The sequence below is a fragment of the Pseudomonas meliae genome (genome assembly GCF_001400515.1).
Lineage (GTDB): Bacteria > Pseudomonadota > Gammaproteobacteria > Pseudomonadales > Pseudomonadaceae > Aquipseudomonas > Aquipseudomonas amygdali.
In genome coordinates, this window is sequence record NZ_LJQT01000242.1 from 1 (window position 1) to 24,581 (window position 24,581).

The window sequence follows — 24,581 nt, forward strand, 5'->3', positions numbered from 1 at the left end:
TTCTCGTTCCCACGCTCCGCGTGGTAATGCATTTCGTGACGCTCTGCGTCACATTGCAGACGTGACGCATCATTCAATTCGGCCCGAGATACAGGCAGCACCAAAGCCTGAGACTGCTTCGCCCTTGATACCGCGCAAGGCTGCAGATTTGTGACGCGGAGCGTCACCCAATGCATGCCAACGCGGAGCATTGGCACGATAGTCAGCTGGACTCATGTGTAACGCCGAGCACTCCGCGTAGCGCCGCGAACTGCACGCTACGCATTGGCCGATCGCTATACGACGAGTAATGCCTTACAGCTTGTGCAGAAAATTCAGCACCAGCTTGTTGCCTTCGGTGCGGTTTTCCGCACCCTGCTCGAAGTAGCTGTTGACCGTCAGGACGTTCTCCTTGCTAAAGGCGTACAGGAAGCCGGGGCCGATGGCCCAGACTTTTTCCTTGCGGCCACTGACATCATGGCCATCCACCTGGGTGTCCGTGAACTGCTTGAGCCAGTAGCCGTTGAGCCCCAGCGAAAGCTGTTCGGTCACTGCGTATTGCACGGTCAGGTTGGCATGCAGCGCCTGGCCCGCCTGAGTGTCGGAGACATTGCCGAACCCGGCTTGCGGGTCGTCATTCTTGCCGTTCCACAAGTACATGAAACGCCCGCTGGCCGACCATTTCGGGGAAAACCAGTAAGTCGCTGCGTAGTATGGGTTGAACGACCAGAAGTTGCTGCCGGGGTTGATCGAACGATTGCGATTGTAGGCACCAACCGGGATCGCAATATCCGCCTCGATACGCTGGGTCAACAGTGGGCTACCGTCAGCACGAGTTATCGTCGGTAACTGAAGAAACGGGCCGATGATCACATCGCCAAACCCTGCGCGCGAACTCAGCACGGTGTTATCCAGACCATCGTCCACGTCGACATGCGCCAGCGACGTGTTGATTGCGGTAATACCCGGCATCGCGCCATTGGCCAAAGGCTGGCCGACGTAAATGAGCTGCGTGGTCACGGCCAGTACATCCACATCCTGTTTGGAAAGTTGCAGTTTGTCGCCATTCACGTCATTGAAGCGATCGGCCCTGGCGTAGTTCAGGTACTCCTCCAGATACCAGCCTGGCCCTGCCGGGGCTGGCGATCCGTCGTAGAAGCTGGTGTTGCCCAGATTAAGGCCGGGCAAGTCATAGGCATAGGTGGTCGATGAAAGGCCGATGATCGATACGGTCGCAACGGTACGCAAGATAGACTTGGGCATCTTGTGATTCCTGTACTTATTGTTGTTGTTTTCAATATCCCCGACGCCACGAGCGTGCCATCGGGGTTGCACCGCTTGCAGCCATTACACGTAAGAAGCTGCCAGCCCTCCGTCTACCGGCAAGTTGACACCGTTGATCCAGCGCGATGCGTCGGAACACAGAAACGCAATCACCTCGGCCACCTCATCAGCCAGCGCAGGACGCTTCATGTGCAAGCCGTCACGGGTGACCCGCTCCTGGCCGACCATGCTGACAAAATCCCCCAGAATAGGTGTGAACACCGGGCCCGGCGCGACGCAGTTGACACGCACCGACTGCTCGCGAAACCACTCTTGCGACTGCTGAAAGCTCCAGACAATCAGCGCCTCCTTGAAGTACTGGTAGCAGGTCTCCTGAGCGACCGGATTGGCTGCCAGCCACGCCTGCCCTTCGCTGTAGCTTTCAGTGGCGGCCAGCGCCTTGTGCAACTCCAGCCGTTTAACCCATTGGTCACCGAGTATCGACGATACGTTGACGATACTGCCGCCTGGGGCCATGCGCGGCAGCAAACACTGGGTCAGATGGCGCAGCCCCAGGTAATTGACTCGGGCGACCGCCTGAACCGGCGCAGTGCCGGGCACGCCGGCGATGTTGCACAGGGCGTCGATCTGTCTGGGCAAGCGCTCGACCAGCGCATTGATACTGTCAGGATCAGCCAGGTCCGCCTGGAAGAATCCGTCCACGGTCAGTTGCGGTTCATGAAGATCGATGCCAATCACTCTGGCACCTTGAAAGCGCGCCACCCTCGCCAGCTCAGCGCCAATTCCGGAGGACACACTCGTAATGATCAGTGTTTTATTATTCAGGTTCATAGTCACGCGCTCTTATTGTTGTTGGATCACGTTTTGTCGTTGCATCACATCACTACTTGCAATAAAGCATGGAAGCCCAGGCACCCTCAGAATGGGTAGGTCGGAGCCTGATTCTTCACGGTCACCCACTGCCACTGGCTGTACTCCTCCCAGTCTGAAGGGCTGCCTGCGCTGCAGCCGTTGCCCGACGCTCCGCGCCCGCCGAACGAGTTGATGCACTCATCGGCCACGGTCTGGTCATTGATGTGCAGCATGCCGCACCGCAGTCGATCGCCAATCGCCGTCGCGCGGCCCACATTCGGGGAAATAACGGCAGCGGCCAAGCCATATTCAGAGCGATTGGCCAGTTCAATGGCTTCCTCATCGGTGGAAAAACTGACCACTACGGCCACCGGGCCAAAAATCTCCTCCTCGAATGCACGCATACCGGGCTTCACGCCGCTGAGCACTGTAGGGCGATAGAACAGGCCCTCGTATTCACCACCGGTTTCCAGCTGCGCACCAGCTTGCAGGCTGTCGCTGACCACCTGGTGTACGTGCTGCAACTGGCGTTTTTGATCAGCGGCCCCAACGCAGCTTCACCGCGTGCCGCATTACCGACCGTCAACGCCCGTGCCTTGTCTGCCAGCTTGCGGGTCAGGTCGGCGACAATCGATTCGTGAACCAGAATCAGGCCGGTGGCCATGCAGATCTGCCCCTGATGGAGCCAGGCTCCAAACGCTGCATTGCTGGCAGCCAGATCAAGGTCGGCGTCTTCGAGAATGACCAGGGGGTTCTTGCCTCCCAATTCCAGCGACACTTTCTTCAGATTGCGCCCGGCAGCCTCGGCAACCTTGCGTCCGGCCGCAGTTGAACCGGTAAACGTGATCATCTGTACATTGGTGTCGCGGCAAAGCGCTTCGCCCGCATCCGCCGCCCCCGGCAACACATGCAACAGCCCTTTGGGCAGCCCTGCTTCCTCGAACAGCCTGGCAATCAGAAAACCGCCACTGATCGGCGTCTGCGGGTCAGGCTTGAGCACCACGGCATTGCCAGCGGCAAGCGCAGGAGCAACCGAGCGCATGGACAGCACCAACGGAAAGTTGAACGGCGAAATCACCCCCACCACACCGTGTGCGACGCGCCGTGCATAAGACAGGCGACCGGCAGCGCTGGGCAGCATCAGACCGTGACCATGAGCCTGCGAAAGCATACCCGCGGCCTGGCGCAGCAACACAATGGCCTCATTCACTTCGTGCTGGCCCTTGTGCAGACTGCCGCCGCTCTCCCGAGCCACGTACAAAGCCAGTTCATCGAACGCACAGACCGCGTGATCGGCGGCCAGCAAAAATATTTCAGCCTTTTCACGAGGCCCCAGCGCCGCCCAGGCAGGCTGGGCAAGCGCAGCTTCCCGGCAGGCAACGGCGATATCCGCCGCGTCAGCCATGGCAGTGTTCATCAACAGCTCGCCGGTCGCAGGCTCGATGACGGGCAATAACGGGGATGAGGAAGGAATCCAGTCGCCATTGAATACACATTCGGATTCAATCGCGCGGTGCAACAGGGGGGTGCCATCAGACGCTGACATATTCAGACTCCGGCTTTTATGGTTGTAATCGCCTGCTCCACTCCAATGGACAGCACGCGCCGTAAACAGGCCTGAGCAAAGCCTGTGCCGGGATTGCAATCAGGTTGTCATATAGCCGCTCAACCGCTCTGGAACAAGACTTTTCGGCAACCTCATTAACGGAGCAAACATCAAGGACCGGAAATACTGCGCGGCCGAGCTTGTTCATTTGATAAAGTTATGTTTATTAACCAAGTCATGAATTGATCATTTAGACCAATGCCGGGCCGAGGTACAAGAATGAGAATTCCTCACTGCGAGCTTCCCGACCACAGCGTCTCCACTGAGCACTTCCTGCCTCGGGGCGACAGCAGTCAGCCAGACGCCAGCGGCTCGCCGACCGCCGAGGAATTGACCGGTTGCCTGTTCTTCTCGCCTGACGATGGGCGCATCTGGCTCAACGATCAGCGCATGTTGCTGCTGCACACCTCATCATTCGGCACCTTGCACCGCGAGATCATCGAGCGTCTGGGGCAGGAGCAGGCGCGCGGAATGTTCACCCGCGCCGGTTATCTGTCTGGCGCGCGCGACGCCCGGCTGATTCGCGAACGCTGGCCACTGGCTGATGCAACATCGGCGTTTCGTGCCGGTACGCACTTGCACACGCTGGAAGGCATGACCAAGGTCGAGCCGTTGCACTTCAAGTTCGACGCCGAGTCCGGGTTCTACGAAGGGGAGTTTCTCTGGCACCACTCCTGCGAAGCCGACGAGCATGTTGCGGCATATGGCATCGGGCAGGATTCGGTGTGCTGGACCGAAATCGGCTACGCCATCGGTTTTGTCAGCGGCCTGTTCGGGCAGATGGTGGTCTTCCGCGAAGTGGAGTGCCGCGGCATGGGCCACGCGAACTGCCGGGTCGTTGGCAAGACCGCGGAACAATGGGGCGACGTCGAGCGCGACCTGGGCTACCTGAACGTGGTCAAACCACCTGCCCCTGAACAAACTCCTTCACTGGCAAAAGCGAACCATGACGCAAGTCCGCCCACCGGCACCGAGCAGCCGCTGATTGGTGCCAGCGCCGCATTCAACGCCGCCACCCAGGCACTGCAGCGTGTGGCAATGACCCCGGCAACGGTATTGATCAGCGGTGAATCCGGCGTCGGCAAGGAAATGTTCGCCCGCCAGTTGCACCAGCTCAGCCGCAACCGCGAAGGCCCGTTCGTGGCGCTCAACTGCGCAGCCATTCCCGATAACCTGATCGAGGCCGAGCTGTTCGGTGTCGAGCGTGGGGCATACACCGGGGCGACGCACTCAAGGCCCGGGCGTTTCGAGCGCGCCAATGGCGGCACGCTGTTTCTGGATGAAATTACCTCCCTGAGCCTGGCCGGGCAAAGCAAACTGCTGCGTGCCCTGCAGGAGCGGGAGATCGAACGCGTCGGGGGCGGCCACGGCATCAAGGTCGATGTTCGGGTGGTGGCGGCGACCAACGTCGACTTGCGCAAGGCGGTGGCCGATGGCGAGTTCCGCGAGGACCTGTTCTACCGCCTGAATGTTTACCCGATCACCCTGCCCCCATTGCGCGAACGCCGCGATGACATTCCGTTGCTGATCAACGCTTTTCTCAAAAGATTCTGTCAGGAGTACGGCAGGACGCCGGCCGGCTTGACCATGCGAGCATTGAAGACGTTGCTGCGTTATGACTTCGCCGGGAATGTGCGCGAGCTGCAGAACCTGATCGAGCGTGGGCTGATTGCCAGCGACGAGGGCCAGGCGATTGATCTGGTGCATATCTTCCGCAACGAGTCGTTACCGGAGGACTCCTACTCGTTGAACCCCGAGGGCACGTTGCGGCAGACTTCTGTTTCAGAAACCCGGCAGGCATCGACTGCCAGACTGCTGGACACTTTGGGGCAGTCAGGCCAGGCATTCTCCATCGACGACCTCGAACAGCGCCTGATCCACGAAGCGCTGGACGAGAGCGAAGGCAACCTGGCGGCTGCCTCGCGTTTACTGGGCCTGAGTCGCGCCCAGCTTGCCTATCGCCTGAAAAAACAGCAGCCAGGGGGCGCCTAGATCGGCAAGGTGCTCACCACACGCAGGGCAAGCCCTTCGTAGGCATCCAGCGTGATGGTGAACTCGCCCTGATCGGTCAGATCGCCCTCGACCCGCTCGTTGATGATATCGACCACCGGACCCGGCGCGATGCCAGGCAGGTGCAGCGTTTCGACAATAGTCTCTGAGCTGAAGTTGAGCGCGGTGATCTGCGTGCCCTTGCCGGCAGGCAACTCGTGCACCATGACCAACAGCCCTGGATGCTCGACATCGGGAATCAGAATCTGGCGGCTTGCTGCAATGTCGTAGGCGCGGCGCACAGCAAGAATTTTCTTGAGCTGCGAGGCAAACGAGTCAGGTCGCTGGAGCTGACTGACCAGGCTGCCATACAGCGTCTTCGGACGCGGCATGTCACCAGCAGAAAATTCAGCTTCCGGGTCCAGATCGACCAGATCGTATGCACCCCGATGAATCCAGCGCGTGTCACCGTCCTGCATCAGGTGGTCGACCTGCTCTGCCGGTAACGTCAAGGCGCCGACCAGGTCCCAGCCCGACAAGGCAAACACGCCAGGCTGCATGGCGTTGTACATCACCAGCAGCAGGTGGATGTGCTGGATCTGCTGAATGTCTGCATCGCTGATCGTGCTCAGGTCGCGAATGCCCAGCGCGGCGGTGATGATGCTGGCCGTTGTGCAGGAGACACCATTGGTGACGAACTTGAGGTTATACGGCGCGTGTTCACCGGACAACTTCTCGTACATCTCTTCACGGATGTGCTCGCGCAGGATATTACCCGGGAACGTCTGCCCCTGGTAATGGAAGGTGTCATGGGCGTGCAGCGTCCAGAAATGCACCAGCTCCAGAGTCAGCTCATCGTGATTCTGCAAGGCATGGATCAGCGATGCCGGATCAATGCCGTACGCATGCACCTGACGCAGCATCAAGCGCAGGAACTCGGTGGTGCCGGTCAACAGCGCATGCTGATAGGCCGGTCGCGTGATGAAGTCGTAGGACAGGTCAGCGCCGCCCTGCCCCATGGACGCGATGTCATCGATGGTCAGGTTGAGTTCCTGGAAGCTGAAACCGCCTGCCTTGCGGATCGCACCGGCCAGTAGCTGGTTGCCGGTGATCGACAGCGGATGGCTTTCCGACCAGGCAGTGCCTTCGGCGCGACGCTCCACGCCAAGGAAGCCGTTGGCGTCCAGACGCAGTACCCGCGCGCCCATCACATCAATGGCATGCAGCGCGTCACCGATGATCATCTGCTGCGCGGCAAAACTTGGGTCCAGCCAGTTCAATGAAGGCTGACCGTCCTTGAAATAATGCAGATAGACCCAGCGGCGAGCCTTGCCATCGACGCCATGCACCACGTCGGTGGCGCTCCAGTCGGTTTCCTTGACGCCAGGCTCGAAGAAAATCACCCGTTGCAACTGACCGACGATGTAATGCTTGTCGCGTAACTGATCGACCACATCGGGCATCAGGTTGACGGCGTCGCGACCGGTCGGCACTTCAGGTAACAGCGGCCAGTCTTCCTCACGGATCTCGACCATGTGGAACAGGCCTGGGTAATCCTCGTACGCCAGCTCGGCAAGACGGAAGTCTGCGCCCTTGCCGGTGTGCGACGGGATGATGTCATCGATGATCACCGCGTTGTGCGCTGCAGCGATGCGCGACAGGCTCAACAGTTGTGCTTCGGTGCCAAGATCAGGGTCGATGCCGAAACTGATGCGGTCGAAGTTGCCATCGATACTCGGAGTCCGCTCGCGGCCTTTCAGCCCGCCGGACAGCTTCAGCGGGCCGTTGTGAATGCCCTGAATGCCGATCTCCGACAGCGCGTGCCACAGGGTTTCATCACCCAGCGCTTCCAGCACCGACCCACCTTCGCGAGTGACGATAGAAGCCGGATAGGCGGTGAACCAGACTGACGCAATAGCGGATGCATCTCTGGGACGTGCAAGGGCGAAAGGACGCTGCCAGAGCCTGCCCTGCCCCGAATAGGTCTTGGCGCGCTGTCTTGCGGCATTAAGCATCGATTGCTCGACCAGCCAGTCCACGTACTGCTTGTCCGGTATCGTCATAGCGTCCAGTCTTCCTCTCGAATCGGCGACCTGAGACGCTCCGCAGGCGGAGCGTCCTGAATGTATTGCTTACGGATATGAGCCCACAGGGCCAGATTCGTTGCATTCATGTCGCGGTCTAACGTTCACCGACCGTGCTATGACGAGGTTTTGCGGCATCAATAAGGTTGAGGGATGGCAACCGAAGGCTTTTTCAGTGCCTGAATCACCGCATTGGCGGCATTGGAAAGCAGCGAGGCCGGCCGCGCCACGACACTGATGTGCCGCATCACCGTCAGTGGCAGCGGGATCGACTCCAGTTCACGGAAGCGCCCGTTCAGCAGCGCTCTGGGCAGTATCGAGATGCAATGGCGCTTGGCGACCAGATCCAGAAGTGTGTCCAGACAGGTCAGTTCGCCGCGTTGACTGAGCCGCACCTGCGCCGATGCCAGTTGCTGGTGCAGGCGCTCGACCCCGGGATGCCGCCAGGCCACATAACGTGACACCTGAGAAAGCTCGGCGAAACTCTGCGGCGTTGCCTGTTTGCTGCGCGCAGCCACCAGCACGTAATGATCCGACCAGCAATGATGCTCGAGATAATGCTCGTTCAACACAGTGCCGGGCAGGATGAGGATATCGGCCACCTCCTTTATCAACGCGTCCAGCGAGGGGTGCTGTTCGCTGCGGTGCAGCACGTTCAAGTGAATATCTGGGTAGTGATGGGCGAGAAAGTCCAGCGAGGTGCTCAGGCTGGTCTCGAGGATATGCGAGTGGTAATGAATGGTTACGCTGCCGCTGACCCCATTTTTTTTAGTTGTTCGAGTGTGGCCATGATGTTTCCCAGGGTCTGGTTGATGACCTTGCCTTCAGGGGTGAGGGTGCAGCCCGTACGGCTGCGAATGAACAGGCGTTTTTCAAAGAAGTCTTCGACTTCCTTGATGGCATAGCTGATGTTCGACTGGCTGCAGCCCAGAATGGCTGCGGCCTCCGAGAACGAACCGTGCTGGGCAACGGTTTGAACGACTTTGAAGAAATGGGTTTTCATGTGTCCTGCACTCTGGTTTTGCAAAGGTGGGTGCGGCCCTGCCGCTGAGCCGAAGGCTCGGGAATACAGGAAACCCCCGCTGAAACACCGAACTGGCCGAGATATCGGCCGTTCGAATAAATGTCTCAAGCGGGGGTAAAGCGAACGCTGGCTATCAGGTTGAAGGCGTGGCTATGCACATTTCGGGTGCACGGCGTCTTCAGGGGTATCCGCAGCGGAACTGAGTGGCTCAGTCGTTCTCGGTCCAGTCGAAATCCATTTGCAGCGCCGTGCGTTCGGCCAATTCACGACTGTGCAGGCGCTCTACCAGGTGAAGACTCATGTCGATACCGGCGGAGATACCTGCCGATGTCACAAATGAGCCCTCGTCGACCCAGCGCAGGGTGCTGAGCACGTCTACCGAAGGGAACATTTCCTTGAGGTCGTCAATATCTTCCCAGTGCGTGGTTACTTGCTTGCCTGCCAGCTTGCCGGTCCTGGCCAACAGAAAAGCACCGGTGCACACGGCAGCCACAACGCGCCCGGGTTCTGACTGATCGCTGATCCAGTGAATCACGTCGGGTTTTTCCAGTTCGGCAGTCACGACCCCGCCCGGGACGATCAGGCAGTCGATGGCCGGATGGTCGTTGATCGAAAAGTCCGGATCGACCTTGAGCCCGGCGCGGGCACGCACTGGTGCAGTGCTGCGCCCGATGGTGAACACATTGAACAACTGCCGGTCATCGCGGCTGTTGCGAGCATGCATGCGTGTTGCGGTGGTGAACACTTCGTAGGGGCCAGCGAAGTCGAGAACCTCGACGTCGTCATAAACGTAGATACCGATATTGAGTGGCACGAGTTGGCTCCAGGACCTGCATGGCAGACCACTTGCATCATATTAAGGTTTAAGCAGTTTCAAGCGGTGACAGGGTGCAGATTACCCAGTAGCATCACGCCAAACTACTGGCTGAAATGCCAATATCCGGTAACATCGCGCCATGAAAAATCATCTCGTTGTCGCACTCATCTACAACCAGTTGTGCACCTTCGAATTTGGCTGCACGGTCGAAGTATTTGCGCTGAAAAGACCTGAACTGGGGGTCAACTGGTACGAATTCGCGACCTTCCCGGTCGACGATGGGCCGATCACCGCCGCCGGGGGCATTACCATCGTGCCAACGCCTGGCGAAGTGCTGCTGGAGAATGCCGATACAATCATCGTGCCAGGCTGGCGCGGAGTGGAGTCCGCAGTTCCGCAGCGGCTCATCGAACAGCTCCAGGCTGCTCATGCACGCGGCGCGCGGATCTGCTCGATCTGTACAGGCGCTTTCGTTCTGGCCGCGGCCGGTTTGCTCGACGGGCACAAGGTCACCACCCACTGGAGCTACACCGACCTGCTGGCAACCATGTATCCGGGCCTGACCATTCAACCCAACGAACTGTATGTGGACCAAGGCACTATCGTGACAGCTGCGGGCTCGGCCGCAGGGCTGGACATGATGCTGCATCTGGTGCGCAACGATCACGGCTCGCGCGTTGCCAACATGGTGGCGCAGCGCATGGTCATCCCGCCTCATCGCGAAGGCGGGCAATCGCAATATGCGCCCCGGCAACTGGTGTCGGCCAGCGACGGGCCGATTTCCAACCTGATGGACTGGATCCGCAGCGATCTGCAGCGCCCTCACACCATCAAGGAAATGGCCTCAAGGGCGGCGCTCAGTACCCGCACCTTGCACCGCAGCTTTATGGAAAGTACCGGCCTTACGCCTTACGACTGGCTGCTCGGCGAGCGCATTGCCTACGCCAAGGAATTGCTGGAATCCTCGAAGCTGCGTCTCAACGAGGTGGTGGACCGCGCCGGTTTCGGCTCCGAAGAGTCTTTTCGCCGACACTTCCGCAATCTGGTGGGCATCAGCCCGAGCAGCTATCGCAAGCAGTTTGCCCGGGCGTGACCTCGGGCCTGGCGTAGACCGCATCGACAAGCGTATCGGCAAACTCACCCCACGCGCCCGCAACAGCCGTGTTGGTCAGGACGACCATGCTGAGCGCAGAAACCGGATCAACCCAGTAATGACTGCCATACAAGCCGCACCACGACCAGGTCCCGACACCCTGTTGCTGCCCCCGCACCGCAGCGGGATCGGCAAGGATCATCGGCCCCAGGCCGAACTTCCAGCCAGGCCCCCGACTGGCAATGGTTATGCTTCCAATCGCGTTATTCAGCAAGCGCTCGGTACTGACGGCGCTCAATAACGGCGCGCCCCCCAGACGCAGGCACTCAAGCAGCCGAAGATAGTCATCAGCCGTGCCCAGCATGCCTGCCCCGCCAGATTCATATGCGCCTGCGTCGCGAGCCCGAGCCGACGACAACCGCGCCTGTCCGCTGTCGAGCAACAACACATCATTGGCACCGATACGCTGCGGGCCGTTGACACTGTCCTTGTAGGCGCTGGCCAGCGTTAGTTGCTGGTCGTGCCTGAAGGAAGTCGCATCCATGCGTAAAGGCAGGGTGACCCACTTGGCAACAGCCTCTGACAACGGCATGCCGGTGGCCTGTTCAATCACTGCGCCCAGCACATCAGTGCCCAACGAGTAACCCCAGGAGCTACCCGGCTCAAACAACAGTGGCAGGCGCGCCAACCGGGTCAGGTTTTCCGGTAGATCGAACGGCACCCAATCCAGCCCGTCCGACACCCCTGCCCGCTCATAGGCATTACCGGGCGTTTGTTCGAAGCCGTAGCTCAAGCCGCAAGTGTGCGACAGCAAATGCTGCAGTGTGATGACAGGCTCACGGCCGCTGACCAGCCGTGGGCGAAAGGCTGGCAGCCAGTCCGTTACCGAGGCTTGCAGGTTCAAGGTGCCTAGTTCGCAGAGCCGCAACACCAGCACCGAGGTCAACAGCTTGGTCAGTGACGCCAGACGAAAGCGCGTACTGCGAGTGACCGGAATCTGTTGCTCGCGATCTGCCCAGCCGAGTGCGCTGGCGTAAACCAGGCGTCCCTGCCGGGCCAGCAACAGCACCCCGCCAACGATCCGACGCTGGTCGATGAAGCGTTGCCAGACCTTATCGACACGCTGCACGGCGGGCTCATTCAAGGCAATCATCGCTCACAGGCCCTTCACTGCACGGCTGAAGATCTGCGCATACGCCTCGGCCGAATGACGAATCGGATTGGTGTGCGAGCAGCCGTCGGCAAATGCCATGCGTCCGACCCGCTCGGCGTCGCGATCGTCGATACCTATTTCGCCCAGCGTATGCGCAATGCCGATCTGCTCGCGTAGCGCCAGTAACCAGTCCATTACCCCGGTAAAACCGGGCGTGGGCAACCGCAGGTAAACCGCCAGATCATCCATTTGCTTCAGCAGCACCGAGCGATTGGCCTCCAGCACGTAGGGCAGCAGAATCGCGTTCAGTAAGCCATGATGCTGGTCGTAGAGCGCCCCAAGGCTCTGAGCAATCGCGTGTACGCCGCCCAGACCGCGCTGAAACGCGGCGGCACCCAGGCTGGAGGCCACCAGCATCTGCTGCCGCGCCTCCAGGTCCTGACCATCAGCAACAACCCGAGGCAAATATTCCTTGATCATCTGCATGCCCTTGACCGACACCGCTTCGGCCATCGGGTGCCAGGCCGGTGAACACCAGGATTCCATGCAGTGAGTCAAGGCGTCCGCACCCGTCGCGGCAGTCAGGTGCGTTGGCAGGTTCAGGGTCAGCGTGGCATCCAGAATCGCGATGCGCGGCATCATGCGAATGTGCAGGATGGTGCGCTTGACCTGTGCCTGTTCATCGATAATCACCGACGCACGCCCCACTTCAGAGCCGGTGCCGGCCGTCGTCGGCAGCGCAATCACCGGCGCAATGCCGTCTGGATCGGCGCGCAGGTGGTTGTGGCCGATGTCTTCGAAATCCCACAACGGGCGGGTCTGGCCTGACATCAGCGCCACCGCTTTGGCAGCGTCCAGCGCCGAGCCGCCGCCAAACGCGATGACGCCGTCGTAGCCACCGGTTCTGTAGGCGTGCAGGCCCTCGGCGAAGTTGGTGCCGGTGGGGTTACCCTTGACTCGGTTAAACAGGCCGCAATGGCCTAATTGGCTGCGGCAATCCTCCACGGCGCTGGCGATCATATCGGTGCTGCCGAGAAAGCTGTCGGTAATCAGTAACGGCCGTTTTATGCCGGTCTTCCGGCAGGCGTCGACCAGTTCATTGACGCGTCCAGCGCCTGCACGGATTGAAGTCGGGTAGTGCCAGTCGTTGCTGTGCATGTACGTAGTCCCTTGCAGGTTATTTCAGTAAAAGAAGTTGGCGGGCAGCAAACCGATCAGCAGGCGCAGACCGAAAGCGATCATGAAAAGACCGGTGACGATATCGATGGCCTTTTTCATCCGTTGATAGCGCACCTGCACGGCAGGGATCGAAAACAACGTGGCCAGCAGCACGAACCAGGAAATTGCCAGCACCGCGATGATCGATACACCCGCAGTGCGCACCCATATCGGCATGCCCGGCGTGGTCACGGTGGTGAACACGCTGGTGTAGAACGCCAACGCCTTGGGATTGGTCAGGTTAGTCAGCAGGCCAAACCGATAGGCGCGGCTCAGGCTACCGATGCCCAGCGCACCGATGTCCCTCGGTTTGGGCTGGCTGCCAGCACTGCGCAGGCTCTTGGCGCCGAGCCATGTCAGGTAAGCGCCGCCCAGCAATTGCAACGCCGGCTGCAGCCACGGCAACTGCTGAAACACAAGCCCTAACCCGGTGGCTGCCAGCAAGGCCCAGAGAATGCTGCCCGAGGCGACCCCCAGCCCGGCACAAATGCTCTGCTGCCGTGACTGGCTGAACGAGAGCTGGGTGATTACCAGGAAGTTCGGGCCGGGACTGATGATCAGCACGATGAACGCCCCCGCCAGCGCGGTCAGTAAAGTGACTTCATACATATCAGTAATTCCTTTTTAATTAATAAGTTAAACAGCTTTATTAAACTTGAATGTGATGCTACTTGAAGTGTGCTTTCCCAGCGTCTCCAGGCATGACTCGACCGCCCTGCGCGCTTCGATCAGTGCATGGCAGGTAGGGTCAGGCGTGGGCACGTAGTGGTTGTAAAAGGTGCAGCCTTCTACGGCCGGCCCCAGAACCCAGAGCCGCTGCTGCACAGAACCATCGCGGCCAATGGCACGAGCAGACTCATCGGTTTCAATACCGTCGGCAGGCCAGGCGTGCGCAGCGCGAATCAGCCCTTGCTCGTACAAATCACTGATCAGCCCCGGGCCATTGCCCGACAGACCGCCGTGGGCGACCCGCGCGCCAATCATGCTGTCGGGGCGAAAATCGGCCCTTTGCACATCGTCCATCGGCGGCAGGATCGTCACGACGCCAGCCTCGATCAGCGCCAGCAGATCTTCCTGGCGCTCCTTTTGCGGCCCGCCGACCAGCCGGTTGCTCAACCCGGCCCATGTGCCATAAAACTCCAGCGTCGACGATTCAGTCAGGCCGTTGCGATCTGCGATCAGGCGCAACAGGTCGCGATAATCTCGCCAGACCTCCAGTGCCTGGCAGATCGGACTGCCTGCCGTGCCCAGGCGACTCAGCGCCAGGTCCCGTTTGATCCAGTCGACGAACCATTGGCCATACGCGCCTTGCGCACCCGACCAGCGTTGGGTCAACAGCCATTGCTCAGGGTCAAATTCACCCCACAGCTCGGCCAGCCGCTCAAACGCTGCCGGTGTGGCGGTTGACTCGCTCAGCAGACGCTGCACCGATGCCAACTGCGCTGGCGCATCGAGCCGGACCCTGGCCTGATAAAATACGGCGCGCATTTCATCCTTGATCAGCGGCAGCACATCGGCCCGAAAGTCGAGTTGCCCGCCCTCCTTTTGCTCGCGCAAACGGGCTATGGCGGCAGCGGTGAAGAACAGCCTCGGCAAGGGGGGCTGGCTGCAGGCATTCCATTGCGGCCGTGCATGAAACGGCAGCCCTGTGCGCGAGTACAGGAACACCTTGGGCTCGCGGCCGGACGGCAGATATCGCCAACCTGCAAAGCCTCCATCCCGCACGTAGCGCCCGCCGCGCCCTTGAGTCAGGCGGGCCAGTGTGTCCATCGCGGTCAGTCCCAGTCCCTCGATGGCCACCGTATCGCCGACCTCCAGTTGCACGCCGGTTTCAAAGGCATGCCCGCTGGTGAGGAACACGGCATCGACATCCATCTCCTGACTTCGGGTGTGCAACCTGAAGCCGGGGGCTTCCAACAGCGGCCCACAGGTCATGACCTGCTCGGCGTGATAGCGCACCTGCACATGCGCCGGGCAGCACTGCAGGAGCAGGCGATAGCTGTCCTGCAAGTAGCGCCCGAGCAATGCACGCGGCAAAAAGTCGCCAAACGCCACCGCTCTGCCCTGCCCGTCCGTGCTGACATGGCCGCGCTCGTCAAGGCGCACATCCTGGCTGAGGCACCATTGCAGAAAGGTCGGACCCGGCGGCGCAAACGTCGGGAATGCGGAAGAAAACGCGGATAACTGGCCGGCCATGGTGTTGAGCATCAGGTAATCCGCCTGCTGCGCATGGTGCAGCCCGCTGCCGGGCGGTTGCGGGTCGAACACTTCGATATTCAGCGACGGCCGACCGGCATGGCGACTCAGGCCGATCAGCTGCTCCAGAACGCTCAAACCACGCGAGCCCAGGCCGATAATCGCGACGGTATGTGTCTGCATGGCCATCACCAGCGCTTCGGCTCAAAGAAGAACGTCGGCACCGGAAACGCACTGCCTTCGGCTACTGCCTGGCGATACACGCGCTGGCCTACGGCAAGGTCCAGTACGCCGAGACCGAATGGCGAGAAGATCGAGGCTCGATCCGGGCTCAGTTCCACCTGCCCGGTCATCAGTTGCGCCAGCGTCCCGATGATGAACGATCGGTCCTGATACTGCTGCACGGCGAGATCAGGAGAAGTCTGAGCCTTGAGGCAGTGCTCAACGTCATCAAGAATGTTATTGGCCTGCGCAATGACGTCCGGGCCCAGGTCACGCAACGAAATGTTCAGCAGCAGTTGCCCTGGCCGAAGCAGTGGTTCCAGCACATAAGGTCGCGGCGCGGTGGTAGCGAACACCACCACATCAGCCTGCAAGGCGGTCGGCAAGTCGCTGGGCTGGCTGTTCAACTGATGTCGACTGGCGGCATGCCGGACCAACGCCAATGCCGAGTCGTCGTGTTGATCGAAGACGGTTATTGCGTCCATCGTCCAGCCATCGCTGACGAACATGTCGAGGATGGTTCGGGCGATGAAACCGGCACCGATGAACGCCATTCGTCCGACGTGGCGCTGATGGCGGTTCATCCAGCGCGCACCGAGCACCGCCGAGGCCGCCGTGCGCATGGCGCTGATGCGTGAGGCTTCCAGACAGGCAAACGCATAGCCGGTGAGCGGGTCATTGAGGATCAGCACAGCCGAGGCGCGTTGCAGGCCCGTCTCGATATTGCCCGGAAAACTGGATATCCATTTGATGCCACTGACTGCCTGCTCGCCGGACAGGCTGGTGGGCAAGGCAATGATCCGATTGGCCGGTGCCTCGGGAAAACGCAGAAAGTAACTGTCGGGGTTGATCGTGCGCCCGGCCTCGTGGGCCAGATAAGCTGCCTGCACATCCTCGTGCAAGCCAGCGGATCAGCCGCCAGCAGGCGCGCGACCACTTCGCCATCGACCACATGAAATGCCGCCTGCTTCAGGCGCTCGGCAGCCAGCCAGAAGGTTGAACACTGCTCATGCGCAAGCGCACCTGCACCCGAAGGCGCTGTCGCCGACTCACCGCTTTCGCGAGCAAGCTCGCTCCCACAAGGGCTTGCGCACGTGCATACAACAGATTCACACACATTCTGTGGGAGTGAGCTTGCTCGCGAAGGCGTTTTCACGCTTCCCGGAAATGTTGCAGCCTCTGGTGAGGAAAGATCCGCCAGGGTCATGTTCAGCACTTCACGGCCAAAACGCTGCTCGACCCACTGGTCATCGTAGAGGGTGTCCAGATAGCGCTCGCCCCAGTCTGGCGACAATGCCACGACCACCGAACCCGACTCGATGCGCTCGCGCCAGGCATGTACCGCGGCGATCACCGTCGCGGTGGACCCGCCAACCAGCAAGCCCTTGCTGCGCGCCAGAATGCGACACATGGCGACGGTACGGGATTCCGGGACCATCTCCAGCGCGTAAATACCATCAGCCTTGAAGATCGGCGGATGCTGGCTGGTACCCAGCCCCGGTATGAAGCGACGGCTGGCCGGAGTGCCAAAGGTCACCGAACCGACGCTGTCAACGGCAATGATTCTGGTGCTCGGGTGATGCCGCTGAAAATGCTGGACACAACCCATCAGCGTGCCGGTGGTCCCGGCACCGACGAACAGATAGTCGACATGACCGAAGTGCTGGCTGATCGAGCGTGCCGTAGTCCGGGCGTGAGCACGCGGGTTGGCCGCATTCTCGTATTGATTGAGCCAGACGTATCGCGGGTCGCTGGCGAGCTTTTCCCGGATCAGCGCAATGCGTGTTCCCAGAAACCCGCCGTTGGCGTCCGGGGCATGAACCTGAATCACCTCGGCGCCATAGCTGCGCATCATGCGGACGTTATGGCTGGAGCTGTTGGGGTCGACCACGCAGGTAAAGGGTATCGCCCGCTCAGCGCAGATCATCGCCAGCGCCACGCCAAGGTTGCCCGACGAAGATTCGATCAGAATCGTGTCAGGGCCCAGCAAACCCCGAGTCTGAAGGTCATTGATCAGGCCTACGGCGGTTTTGAGCTTGATCGAGCCGGCCGGGTTGAGTGATTCCATTTTCAGGAAAAAGTCTGCACCCAGGCCAGACACCTTGAGGAAGGTCTGATCGTGAACGATGTCGCAAAGAGAATCGTACATAAGGGTCACTTCCACTGTGCCAGCAAAGGTTCGGCTGCCGGTTCTACCGCCCGCTCAAGCGCATTGGCGATACGCTCGGCGCGTAGCGCCATCAGCGAGAACGACTGGCTGTCGCTGATTCCGTGACTGCGTTCGGAAAGACCGTTGACCCAGATATTCACGTCGCACTCGCCCTGCATGGCGACGCGGTAATCCCGATCAATCAGCAGGCCGCCATCCAGATCGGCCTTGAGCCATGGCTGCAAACCACTCAATAACGGCGGTATCAGGTACTGCTGATAACCGGTGCCGAGCACAACGGCATCGACTTCCAGCACCTGGGTGCGCTGGCTGAAGGTGTCGGTCAACTCGATCCGGTAGCCCTCGGCGCTGTGCTCGATGGCACTGATCAGGCTGTAAGCATGGGTCTGCAGACGCTTGCGTCCGGCGATGGAGTCCTCGTAGATCAGCGAAAACAGCTTCTGACTTTCATCCGGGTCGATCCCGGCGTAGTTGGTCGAACGGCTCCAGTCGAGAAAGCGCTGCCGCGCTGCGGGGCTCAGGCTATGGAAGTAATCAACGTGATCCGGGGCGAACACCCGGTTGGGGAACTGCCCCAGTTGAGTGAGCTTGAAACCGGCAGAGCGATGCACTGACTGCACTTCGATAGCAGGATCGCGGCTGACCAGTTCCAGCACCGACTCACTGGCGCTCTGCCCCGAGCCCAGCACCAGCCAGCGCTTGGGCAAGTGTTCGCCAAAGGCTTGCAGGCGGGTCAGAAACTGCGACGTGTGAAACAGAGTCGGGCCAAGCAGCGCCTCGAACGCGTGTGGAATGCGCGGTGCGCTGCCGCTGGACAGCACGACATTGCGCGTCGTGAAGCAGGTTTGCGGCGTGCAGACCCGTACTTCGTGCAAACGACCGTTGCGCAGCACAGGGTCAATCCCGGTGACCGGCGTGTTGAAGCAGGTCTGGCTATCCACTTGCCTGGAAACCCAGGCCAGATAATCCGACCATTCATGGCGACTGGCGGGACGGCCCAGCAGGCCGAAATCGAACATCCGCCCCTGTTCCTTGAGGTACATGGCGAAGGAAAAGCGGCTGCGCGGGTTGCGCGGCGTCACCAGGTCGCGAAATACGTGATGGTTGATGTCAGTCCCGGCCAGCAACAGTTCGCGGTGCCATTGGCTGTCTTGCGCAGCTTCCAGATAGCGGATGGACAGCGCGCCGAGCGGGTCATTGGCCTCCCGTGCGTCTTCAAAAGCACAGGCCAGCGCGATGCCGGCTGGACCAAAGCCGATACAGACGGCGTCCGAGTGCAACGTGTGTGGTGTCGAGTTACCCATGAAATTCCTGTCCTTAGAGTTGGCGTGAAGCGGTGTTCTTGGTTTTTCTTGCGGCTATCGGGTGACGGGGGTCAGTCCTTTGGGGCCCGGGGTCCAGACGCAGGTCATCGCGCCTCGCAGCTCGCCCCGATCAAAGCTGACTGCGCCCAGCGGTGTGTTGAAGGTGGTGTGCTGCAACGCGTTCAGCAGTTGCCCGGCGTAAAGACGGTCGTTGGCCAGTTCGGCCAGCACGTAAAGCATCAGCAGGCTTTCGCGAAAGTAGGTGTGTGGCTCGGCAGCGAAAAACGTTTTGTGCAGCGCGCTGGCATGGCAGCCGTTTCCTGGGTGGTCAGGAGTCCCGAAACCGATGACGAACGTCTTGCCACGCTGGTCCTCTGCGCAGCCCAGATACGGCGAGGCAGCGTCGTCAGTCAGCACCAGCGGGCGGTTACTCCCGGCCTGTCGTCGCGCCTGCCAGTGTTCACGACTGGGCTTGAGGCGGCCGGCAAATACCTCGACATCGGCGTGCTCAGGCTCTTCGACGCGCAGCAATCCGGCGCGTACCAGCGCTTCGCAGATAGCAACGCACAAGGCCTGACCGTGAGCGCTGTCATCAGACTGGACATGCACGCGGTGCCATTGACGGCTCGCCAGCCAGTTCACCAGGTCCCCCGCCAGTTGCCGGTCCGAAGGGCAAAAGCGAAAGACGTTGGGATGCGCAAGCGTCAGGCAATCTATCGTTGCTGCCGGTGTCAGCAGCGCGATACCGGCTTGCCGATACAGCGCGGCGGCGCTGACGGCTGCGTCCGAAGAGAAATGGCCGATGACCAGATCGGCTTTCCAGTCGACCATTTGCCGCGCCACTTCGGCCCCGCGAACGGCGTTGGCTCCGTCGTCGAGAAAGTGCCATTGCACCCGCGCAAGCCCCGGTACGCAATTGCGCGCCACGGCCAGCGCCCTCATGAAGGTCCGCGCGTGCGGCGTGTCGTGGGGGTCGAACAGTGCGCTGACCCCGACCCGCAGACCCGGCACAGGTGACGCGAGCGGTGTCATGGCTGTATCCCCGCCAGACTGGCAGCGGGCATGTGTCGGCGTGGCGACAATGCCGACCAGCCGAGGCTCGGCCGGTCCTTTCCTGCCAGATGACTGCGCAGTTGCTCGAAAGCGATACCGGCAACACCAGGAGCAAACTTGAACCCCAGTCCCGACATGCCTGCGGCCAGATAAACCGGGCTGTACTCGGCGCAGAAACCCAGCAGCGGACGACCGTCGGCGCTGTAACTGTCGAAACCCGGCAGCACATCCAGCACACGTGGGTGGGTTGCCGAACCGCACAGCCGGGCAATGCGCTTGCAGGCGTCTTCGGCATGCCGCGCATCAGGCTGTGCCAGATGCTCTGGCCAGAGGCTGTTATCGCGACTGCCGCAGCCGGTCTGCACGATATGGCGGGTCAGCGGTATAGCGTAGCTCTGAGTAACCGCATCGATCACCGGCATTGACCAATCGCTGTCAGTCAGTACCCGGGCAAAGGGAATAGAACGGGCTTCCAGTCCCGCCTGCGGCACCAGATGCTGACTCCAGGCACCCGCAGCCACCACTACGGCCCGACAACGCAATGTAGCGTCCCCTATGTCGATATGTACGAGGTCCGCAGCACGACAGTCGATGGCTTTGATCTCGCGATGCTCCAGCAGCAAGCCTTGCTGACGAACCACGTGGCACAGCGCAGCGACAGCCTGACGTACATTGCCGACGCAGGCACGAGGTTCGAACAGGTTGACCCGCTCAACTGCCGGGCAGTGCGGATAGCGACCGCCATCGAGTTCATGGCCCGCCAGCAGACGCATCGGGTAGCGCTCGCTGCCGTGCTGCTCGATAGCCCGGTACAGATTATCCAGCTGGTCCATGGCGGTCCGGTAGATCACCCCGGTACGTCGCAGCGCGCTTGCGTAAGTGGTCGCGAAAATGCCGTCGTCCATCAGGCTGATGGACCACGCCGCAAGCTCCATCAGCATTGGATCGCTGTCGTACAGGCGAACCAGTCCGCCGGAATAACCGCTCGCCCCCAGACTGCCGGCTGCGCCCTTGTCGATCAGAGCGACCGACACACCTGCGCTGCACAGCTTCGCCGCGATACTGGCGCCGGTAATCCCGGCGCCGATGACCGCTATCTCGTAATCGATGAACATGTGGTGCATCCGTTCAGATGGAGTATTCAGCGGCCGAGCCGTTCATGAGCGTGGCGTTGACCCGGGCTTCGGGCAGTCCGAATGCGGTCATGATCTGCGCTGACATTTCCGGAATCAGCGCCTTGCCAGCCACTGCGATGAACGCCGCCAGATGGCTGACGGGCCGACCTTCGGCCAGACGTGCGCGAGCAATGGCGATGACGTCGAGCAGCACCTGAGCCATGCCCTTCATAGAGAACTGCGCAGGCTCTGCAGCCCTGCTCCATTGCAGGCGTAACGCTTCCAACAGCCCGGCATCGGCCCCACAGATACCGCTCCACCAGTTGTCATCTCGATGCTTTCCAGCGTCCAGCAACGCGGGAAAAAATTCGTCGAATATCTGCTCCCGCCATGCGCGGAAATGCGTCAGACGAAAATCGCCTTCGCTTTGCTCGGGTGCGATGCTTGCCAGATACAGGCGCGCACTGTCGGCACAGGCTTCACGGGCCAGATCGCCGACCCAGATCGCATGATTGCGGCTGGTCGACAGGTTCAGGCCGTCCAGTTTCAGAAACTGATTGGGCATGAAGCGCTGGCGAACTTTGATATCGCGCAGCGCCGACAGCTGCGCCGGGTAGACGATGGCGTGGCTGAACACGCAGTCAAAACCGAGAAAATGCACCAGCGTGCCCTGTCCCGACTGCCAGTACTGACGGAACAGCTCCGGACGCCCGACACTGTCGGCATATTCACGAAATGCCGCCATATAGCCCGCCAGCCCCATGAACCAGGTGTGGACCCGGCACGAGCCGTCGGCCTGCAGGTCAAGCCCGCCGTCGCCCGGACGGGTTACGCCCCAGTCATGCAAGTGCTCCAGCGTATCGCGCAACCAGTTGTCGAGCGGCTTGCGCCATTGCTGGCCCAACAGACGATCACGCAAGTGCGGCTTGAAATCAGCCAGCTTCAGAAATGCACGATGGGCCTTTTTCCATTGCGACGGCTGCCTGCACAATTTGCAGTGCAGACCGGTCATCAACTCGGCGTCAGGGGCCTGAGCGCAGTTCTCGCACTGGCTGGCATCAGACTCGGCCCCACAGTAATTGCAGTTGCCTCGGGCAAATGCCTCGTAGCCCCACACATCGCAATCGGGGCAGTACGGCTCGCTGGAATCGCGAAATTCGATCGAGCCCGCTTCACGCAACGCGTTGAACACCTCGCCAACCACCTCGGCAAACCATGGGTTGTTGTGCGGACGCATCCAGTTGTCGGGTTTGATGTTGATCGCCGCCAGCGACGCTTCGATGCGGTCGGAATTACGCCCGGCCAGCTCGACCGGATCAACGCCCTGCTCCAGTCCTTTACGCAGCATGTAGGACTGGTAATCGTCGGAATAGGACACCAGCACACAGTCGTGACCGCGCTGGCGCTGGACCCGGGTGAACACGTCAGCGGCCAGAAACGGGCCGGCGATATGACCTATGTGCAAATCGCCATTCGGGGTGGGCGGCGTGATGGTCACGATGTACTTACTCATCGAGGCACCCCGTGGTTTCGCTGTGCTGAGCCACGAAAGCATTCACGTAGTTCATGTCCCACCACACCACATAGAAGTGGAAGTCCTCGGCGGAATCATTGATGACGTAATGATTGGTGTGTTTCGGAATCGCGGCGATATCGCCCACGGCGAAATCCATCTGTTTTTCGCCGACCACCAGACGGGCGCTGCCCTTGATGGCAATGAAGATTTCCTGATCGATCTGGGTATGCGCTTCGCTGCTGGTGCCCGGACGGACCACGCACCAGCCGCCAGCGAACGGCATCGGGTAGCCTTCCCAAGGCAACAGACGACTGCCATCGAGCCCGTACTCGTGTACCAATGAGTTGAAGCGGGTTTTACGGTGTATATCGAACTTTTCCATGCTCAGTCCCGTACGTTTCAAGTCCGGTAAAGCATGAAATTGTTGCCAATTGTTGGCTATCCAATTGCCGGATAGCTCGGAGGTGAGAAATCGATTTTGCAGATGGCTGGCCACGCAAACACGTGCGGGTCATATGTTTTTTGGCAATGACGGGTATCAATAACGCTGATAATTGAATCAGGGGCGGCGGTGTTACCGTTGTCAGCGATGAACGAACATATCTCCCGGCCTCGCGAATCCGCGTCGCGAGGCCAGTGAATCTCTGCTCTGCTTCATCACTCCTTTGGTTAGATCTTTTAAGCCACCCCGCTTGTGCGAGGTGGCTTTCTTTTGCCTAAAGATCAAACCCGTCCACCACATTGCGGCGCTCGTTCTCGCTGCGCATGTCGTAGCTCGCGGTGGTCGAAATATGCGTGTGGTGCGCAAGTTTCTGGGCAATCGACAGATAGAACTCTTCGATCACCCTGGTTATGAACGACCGCCGAAAATCGTGGGGCATGATGTTCACCCCCACCTGCCGCCCGCGTTGCTTGGCGATGAAGTAAATAGCGTGTTTGGTGATTCTGTCGCGAGTGATATGGCTGCCGCGGCGAATCCGGTTGAACAGGAAAGGGTCATCGCCCTGCCCCGGCTGCAGGCACGAGCGGCGCAGTTCCAGCCAGTCGTTCAGCGCCTTGAACGCCCACTCGGGGGCATATTTGATCAACTGCTTGTTGCCTTTGCCCAGCACCCGCAGGCTGCGTTCGGCGAAATCGATCTGTGACAGGTCCAGGTTGACCGACTCCGACTTGCGCATTCCCGAACCGTACAGAATCGCAATGATCGCGGCATCGCGACGCCCTTGCGGCCTGGGGTCCGCAGCACAGGCTTGCATCAGTTCACGAATCAACGTGCGGCGGATATTACGGCCCTTGGCCAGACGCGTACCGCTGACCGGTATGATCGAGCGAATCTTCAATAATTGCTCGTGGCTGATCAGGTCGTGCCGCCAGGCCTCGTTCATCACACCGCGAATAGCGTTCACATACAGCGAAGTGGTGTTGGGCGCGTAGTCGTCTTCACGCAGCGTCGCGACCAGTGCGGTCACGTGGCCAGGCTGCAGGGTGTGCCAAGGAATGTCATGAATATCGACGTCAGCCATGCCCAGACGATCTGCCGCGTCCTGCAAAACGTAAGTCATGGTCAGGCGGCTTGAGGGTGCCAGGCGGTCGAGATAGAGGCGCAGCGGCTTGTTGACGTCGGCAGCGAAGGCTGGCTGACAATGCGTGCGTCCTGATCGGTACAAGGGTCTTGCGGCATGTGGAACGACGCCTTTTCTGGTGCAAGCGCGCGAACAGCTGCGGCGCTCTTCATTCATATTCAGGCAGCCGACTTTAGCACGAGGGCCCTGGTGCGACACCTCTGGCGCGGCTCGTTCAGCTCAGCAGCTTCAGCCCAGCCGGCAATCATCGGTAACACCCTGCAGCTTGAACGACGCGCTGTCTGAGATAGCCTTGGCCGACTTTTCCGGCCCTCAAGGCAAGC

The 24,581-nt window shown here is 60.4% G+C and carries 17 protein-coding genes and 3 pseudogenes; 2 read left to right on the top strand and 18 right to left on the bottom strand.

All coding sequences use genetic code 11. The features are described from left to right. Positions 1-294 precede the first annotated feature (294 nt). The 3 genes and pseudogenes from ALO64_RS10820 to ALO64_RS10830 all read right to left on the bottom strand — a co-directional run bounded on the left by ALO64_RS10820 (position 295) and on the right by ALO64_RS10830 (position 3,532). Positions 295-1,242 carry a SphA family protein gene (locus tag ALO64_RS10820; RefSeq protein WP_044344290.1) on the bottom strand — a complete coding sequence of 316 codons (948 nt, stop codon included), beginning with the start codon at positions 1,240-1,242 and terminating at the stop codon, positions 295-297. Positions 1,243-1,326: 84 nt separating this feature from the next. Then, a complete protein-coding gene (locus ALO64_RS10825) occupies positions 1,327-2,094 on the bottom strand; it encodes a coniferyl-alcohol dehydrogenase (protein ID WP_044344289.1) in 768 nt (255 codons plus the stop codon). 86 nt (positions 2,095-2,180) lie between these two features. Further along, positions 2,181-3,532: pseudogene (locus ALO64_RS10830) on the bottom strand (benzaldehyde dehydrogenase). A gap of 408 nt (positions 3,533-3,940) precedes the next feature. Between ALO64_RS10830 and ALO64_RS10835 the strand changes: the two are divergent. After that, positions 3,941-5,713, top strand: a complete 1,773-nt coding sequence (locus tag ALO64_RS10835; protein WP_044344288.1) for a sigma-54-dependent Fis family transcriptional regulator — start codon at positions 3,941-3,943, stop codon at positions 5,711-5,713. Here ALO64_RS10835 and treS read toward each other — a convergent pair. The 4 genes from treS to ALO64_RS10855 all read right to left on the bottom strand — a co-directional run bounded on the left by treS (position 5,710) and on the right by ALO64_RS10855 (position 9,632). Then, the gene (gene treS, locus ALO64_RS10840) at positions 5,710-7,773 is read right to left on the bottom strand and encodes a maltose alpha-D-glucosyltransferase (protein WP_002553446.1); all 2,064 of its coding nucleotides are present in this window, start codon (positions 7,771-7,773) and stop codon (positions 5,710-5,712) included. The genes ALO64_RS10835 and treS overlap by 4 nt on opposite strands. Positions 7,774-7,931: 158 nt before the next feature. After that, entirely contained in the window at positions 7,932-8,501 is a 570-nt protein-coding gene (locus tag ALO64_RS10845; RefSeq protein ID WP_232289925.1) for a LysR substrate-binding domain-containing protein, read from the bottom strand. Positions 8,502-8,536: 35 nt separating this feature from the next. Beyond that, on the bottom strand, positions 8,537-8,797 hold the full coding sequence (locus ALO64_RS10850) for a helix-turn-helix domain-containing protein (protein ID WP_002553444.1): 261 nt from the start codon (positions 8,795-8,797) through the stop codon (positions 8,537-8,539). 229 nt (positions 8,798-9,026) lie between these two features. Beyond that, positions 9,027-9,632, bottom strand: a complete 606-nt coding sequence (locus ALO64_RS10855; RefSeq protein ID WP_005734627.1) for a DJ-1/PfpI family protein — start codon at positions 9,630-9,632, stop codon at positions 9,027-9,029. 142 nt (positions 9,633-9,774) lie between these two features. Between ALO64_RS10855 and ftrA the strand changes: the two genes are divergently transcribed. After that, positions 9,775-10,728: a transcriptional regulator FtrA gene (ftrA, locus tag ALO64_RS10860; RefSeq protein ID WP_044344287.1), complete on the top strand. Its 954-nt coding sequence runs from the start codon at positions 9,775-9,777 to the stop codon at positions 10,726-10,728. Here ftrA and ALO64_RS10865 read toward each other — a convergent pair. The 11 genes and pseudogenes from ALO64_RS10865 to ALO64_RS10920 form a co-directional block, all read right to left on the bottom strand. Then, positions 10,688-11,881 (bottom strand): serine hydrolase domain-containing protein, encoded by a 1,194-nt coding sequence (locus ALO64_RS10865; RefSeq protein ID WP_044344286.1) that lies wholly within the window; start codon positions 11,879-11,881, stop codon positions 10,688-10,690. The two genes, ftrA and ALO64_RS10865, sit on opposite strands and share 41 nt — an antisense overlap. Positions 11,882-11,884: 3 nt before the next feature. Then, positions 11,885-13,039 carry an iron-containing alcohol dehydrogenase gene (locus ALO64_RS10870; protein ID WP_044344285.1) on the bottom strand — a complete coding sequence of 385 codons (1,155 nt, stop codon included), beginning with the start codon at positions 13,037-13,039 and terminating at the stop codon, positions 11,885-11,887. A 24-nt stretch (positions 13,040-13,063) separates the two neighbouring features. Further along, on the bottom strand, positions 13,064-13,708 hold the full coding sequence (locus ALO64_RS10875; RefSeq protein ID WP_044344284.1) for a LysE family translocator: 645 nt from the start codon (positions 13,706-13,708) through the stop codon (positions 13,064-13,066). A 27-nt stretch (positions 13,709-13,735) separates the two neighbouring features. Beyond that, positions 13,736-15,484, bottom strand: coding sequence for an FAD/NAD(P)-binding protein (locus ALO64_RS10880; RefSeq protein ID WP_044344283.1), 1,749 nt, complete (start codon positions 15,482-15,484; stop codon positions 13,736-13,738). Beyond that, positions 15,484-17,666 (bottom strand): annotated as a pseudogene (gene sbnA / locus ALO64_RS24210) (2,3-diaminopropionate biosynthesis protein SbnA). Before sbnA ends, ALO64_RS10880 begins: the two are co-directional and overlap by 1 nt. Positions 17,667-17,671: 5 nt before the next feature. Further along, entirely contained in the window at positions 17,672-18,991 is a 1,320-nt protein-coding gene (locus ALO64_RS10895; protein WP_044344282.1) for a lysine N(6)-hydroxylase/L-ornithine N(5)-oxygenase family protein, read from the bottom strand. Positions 18,992-19,045: 54 nt separating this feature from the next. Continuing rightward, entirely contained in the window at positions 19,046-20,023 is a 978-nt protein-coding gene (locus ALO64_RS10900) for an ABC transporter substrate-binding protein (RefSeq protein ID WP_044344281.1), read from the bottom strand. Continuing rightward, positions 20,020-21,159 carry an NAD(P)/FAD-dependent oxidoreductase gene (locus tag ALO64_RS10905; RefSeq protein ID WP_002553435.1) on the bottom strand — a complete coding sequence of 380 codons (1,140 nt, stop codon included), beginning with the start codon at positions 21,157-21,159 and terminating at the stop codon, positions 20,020-20,022. The genes ALO64_RS10900 and ALO64_RS10905 overlap by 4 nt, the downstream gene beginning before the upstream one ends. A gap of 13 nt (positions 21,160-21,172) precedes the next feature. Further along, complete coding sequence (locus ALO64_RS10910; RefSeq protein WP_044344280.1) at positions 21,173-22,672, bottom strand: methionine--tRNA ligase; 1,500 nt, start codon at positions 22,670-22,672, stop codon at positions 21,173-21,175. Next, positions 22,665-23,057, bottom strand: a complete 393-nt coding sequence (locus tag ALO64_RS10915) for a cupin domain-containing protein (RefSeq protein ID WP_044344279.1) — start codon at positions 23,055-23,057, stop codon at positions 22,665-22,667. Before ALO64_RS10915 ends, ALO64_RS10910 begins: the two co-directional genes overlap by 8 nt. A 334-nt stretch (positions 23,058-23,391) precedes the next feature. Then, positions 23,392-24,356 (bottom strand): annotated as a pseudogene (locus ALO64_RS10920) (site-specific integrase). Between the last annotated feature and the right edge of the window lie 225 nt (positions 24,357-24,581).

Coding starts and splice junctions, on each gene's coding strand:
- treS (WP_002553446.1), bottom strand. CDS start 7,773: ATGACGATACCGGACAAGCAGTACGTGGACTGGCTGGTCGAGCAATCG.
- ALO64_RS10865 (WP_044344286.1), bottom strand. CDS start 11,881: ATGATTGCCTTGAATGAGCCCGCCGTGCAGCGTGTCGATAAGGTCTGG.
- ALO64_RS10915 (WP_044344279.1), bottom strand. CDS start 23,057: ATGGAAAAGTTCGATATACACCGTAAAACCCGCTTCAACTCATTGGTA.
- ALO64_RS10875 (WP_044344284.1), bottom strand. CDS start 13,708: ATGTATGAAGTCACTTTACTGACCGCGCTGGCGGGGGCGTTCATCGTG.
- ALO64_RS10880 (WP_044344283.1), bottom strand. CDS start 15,484: ATGGCCATGCAGACACATACCGTCGCGATTATCGGCCTGGGCTCGCGT.
- ALO64_RS10905 (WP_002553435.1), bottom strand. CDS start 21,159: ATGTTCATCGATTACGAGATAGCGGTCATCGGCGCCGGGATTACCGGC.
- ALO64_RS10820 (WP_044344290.1), bottom strand. CDS start 1,242: ATGCCCAAGTCTATCTTGCGTACCGTTGCGACCGTATCGATCATCGGC.
- ALO64_RS10870 (WP_044344285.1), bottom strand. CDS start 13,039: ATGCACAGCAACGACTGGCACTACCCGACTTCAATCCGTGCAGGCGCT.
- ALO64_RS10835 (WP_044344288.1), top strand. CDS start 3,941: ATGAGAATTCCTCACTGCGAGCTTCCCGACCACAGCGTCTCCACTGAG.
- ftrA (WP_044344287.1), top strand. CDS start 9,775: ATGAAAAATCATCTCGTTGTCGCACTCATCTACAACCAGTTGTGCACC.
- ALO64_RS10910 (WP_044344280.1), bottom strand. CDS start 22,672: ATGAGTAAGTACATCGTGACCATCACGCCGCCCACCCCGAATGGCGAT.
- ALO64_RS10895 (WP_044344282.1), bottom strand. CDS start 18,991: ATGGGTAACTCGACACCACACACGTTGCACTCGGACGCCGTCTGTATC.
- ALO64_RS10850 (WP_002553444.1), bottom strand. CDS start 8,797: ATGAAAACCCATTTCTTCAAAGTCGTTCAAACCGTTGCCCAGCACGGT.
- ALO64_RS10900 (WP_044344281.1), bottom strand. CDS start 20,023: ATGACACCGCTCGCGTCACCTGTGCCGGGTCTGCGGGTCGGGGTCAGC.
- ALO64_RS10825 (WP_044344289.1), bottom strand. CDS start 2,094: ATGAACCTGAATAATAAAACACTGATCATTACGAGTGTGTCCTCCGGA.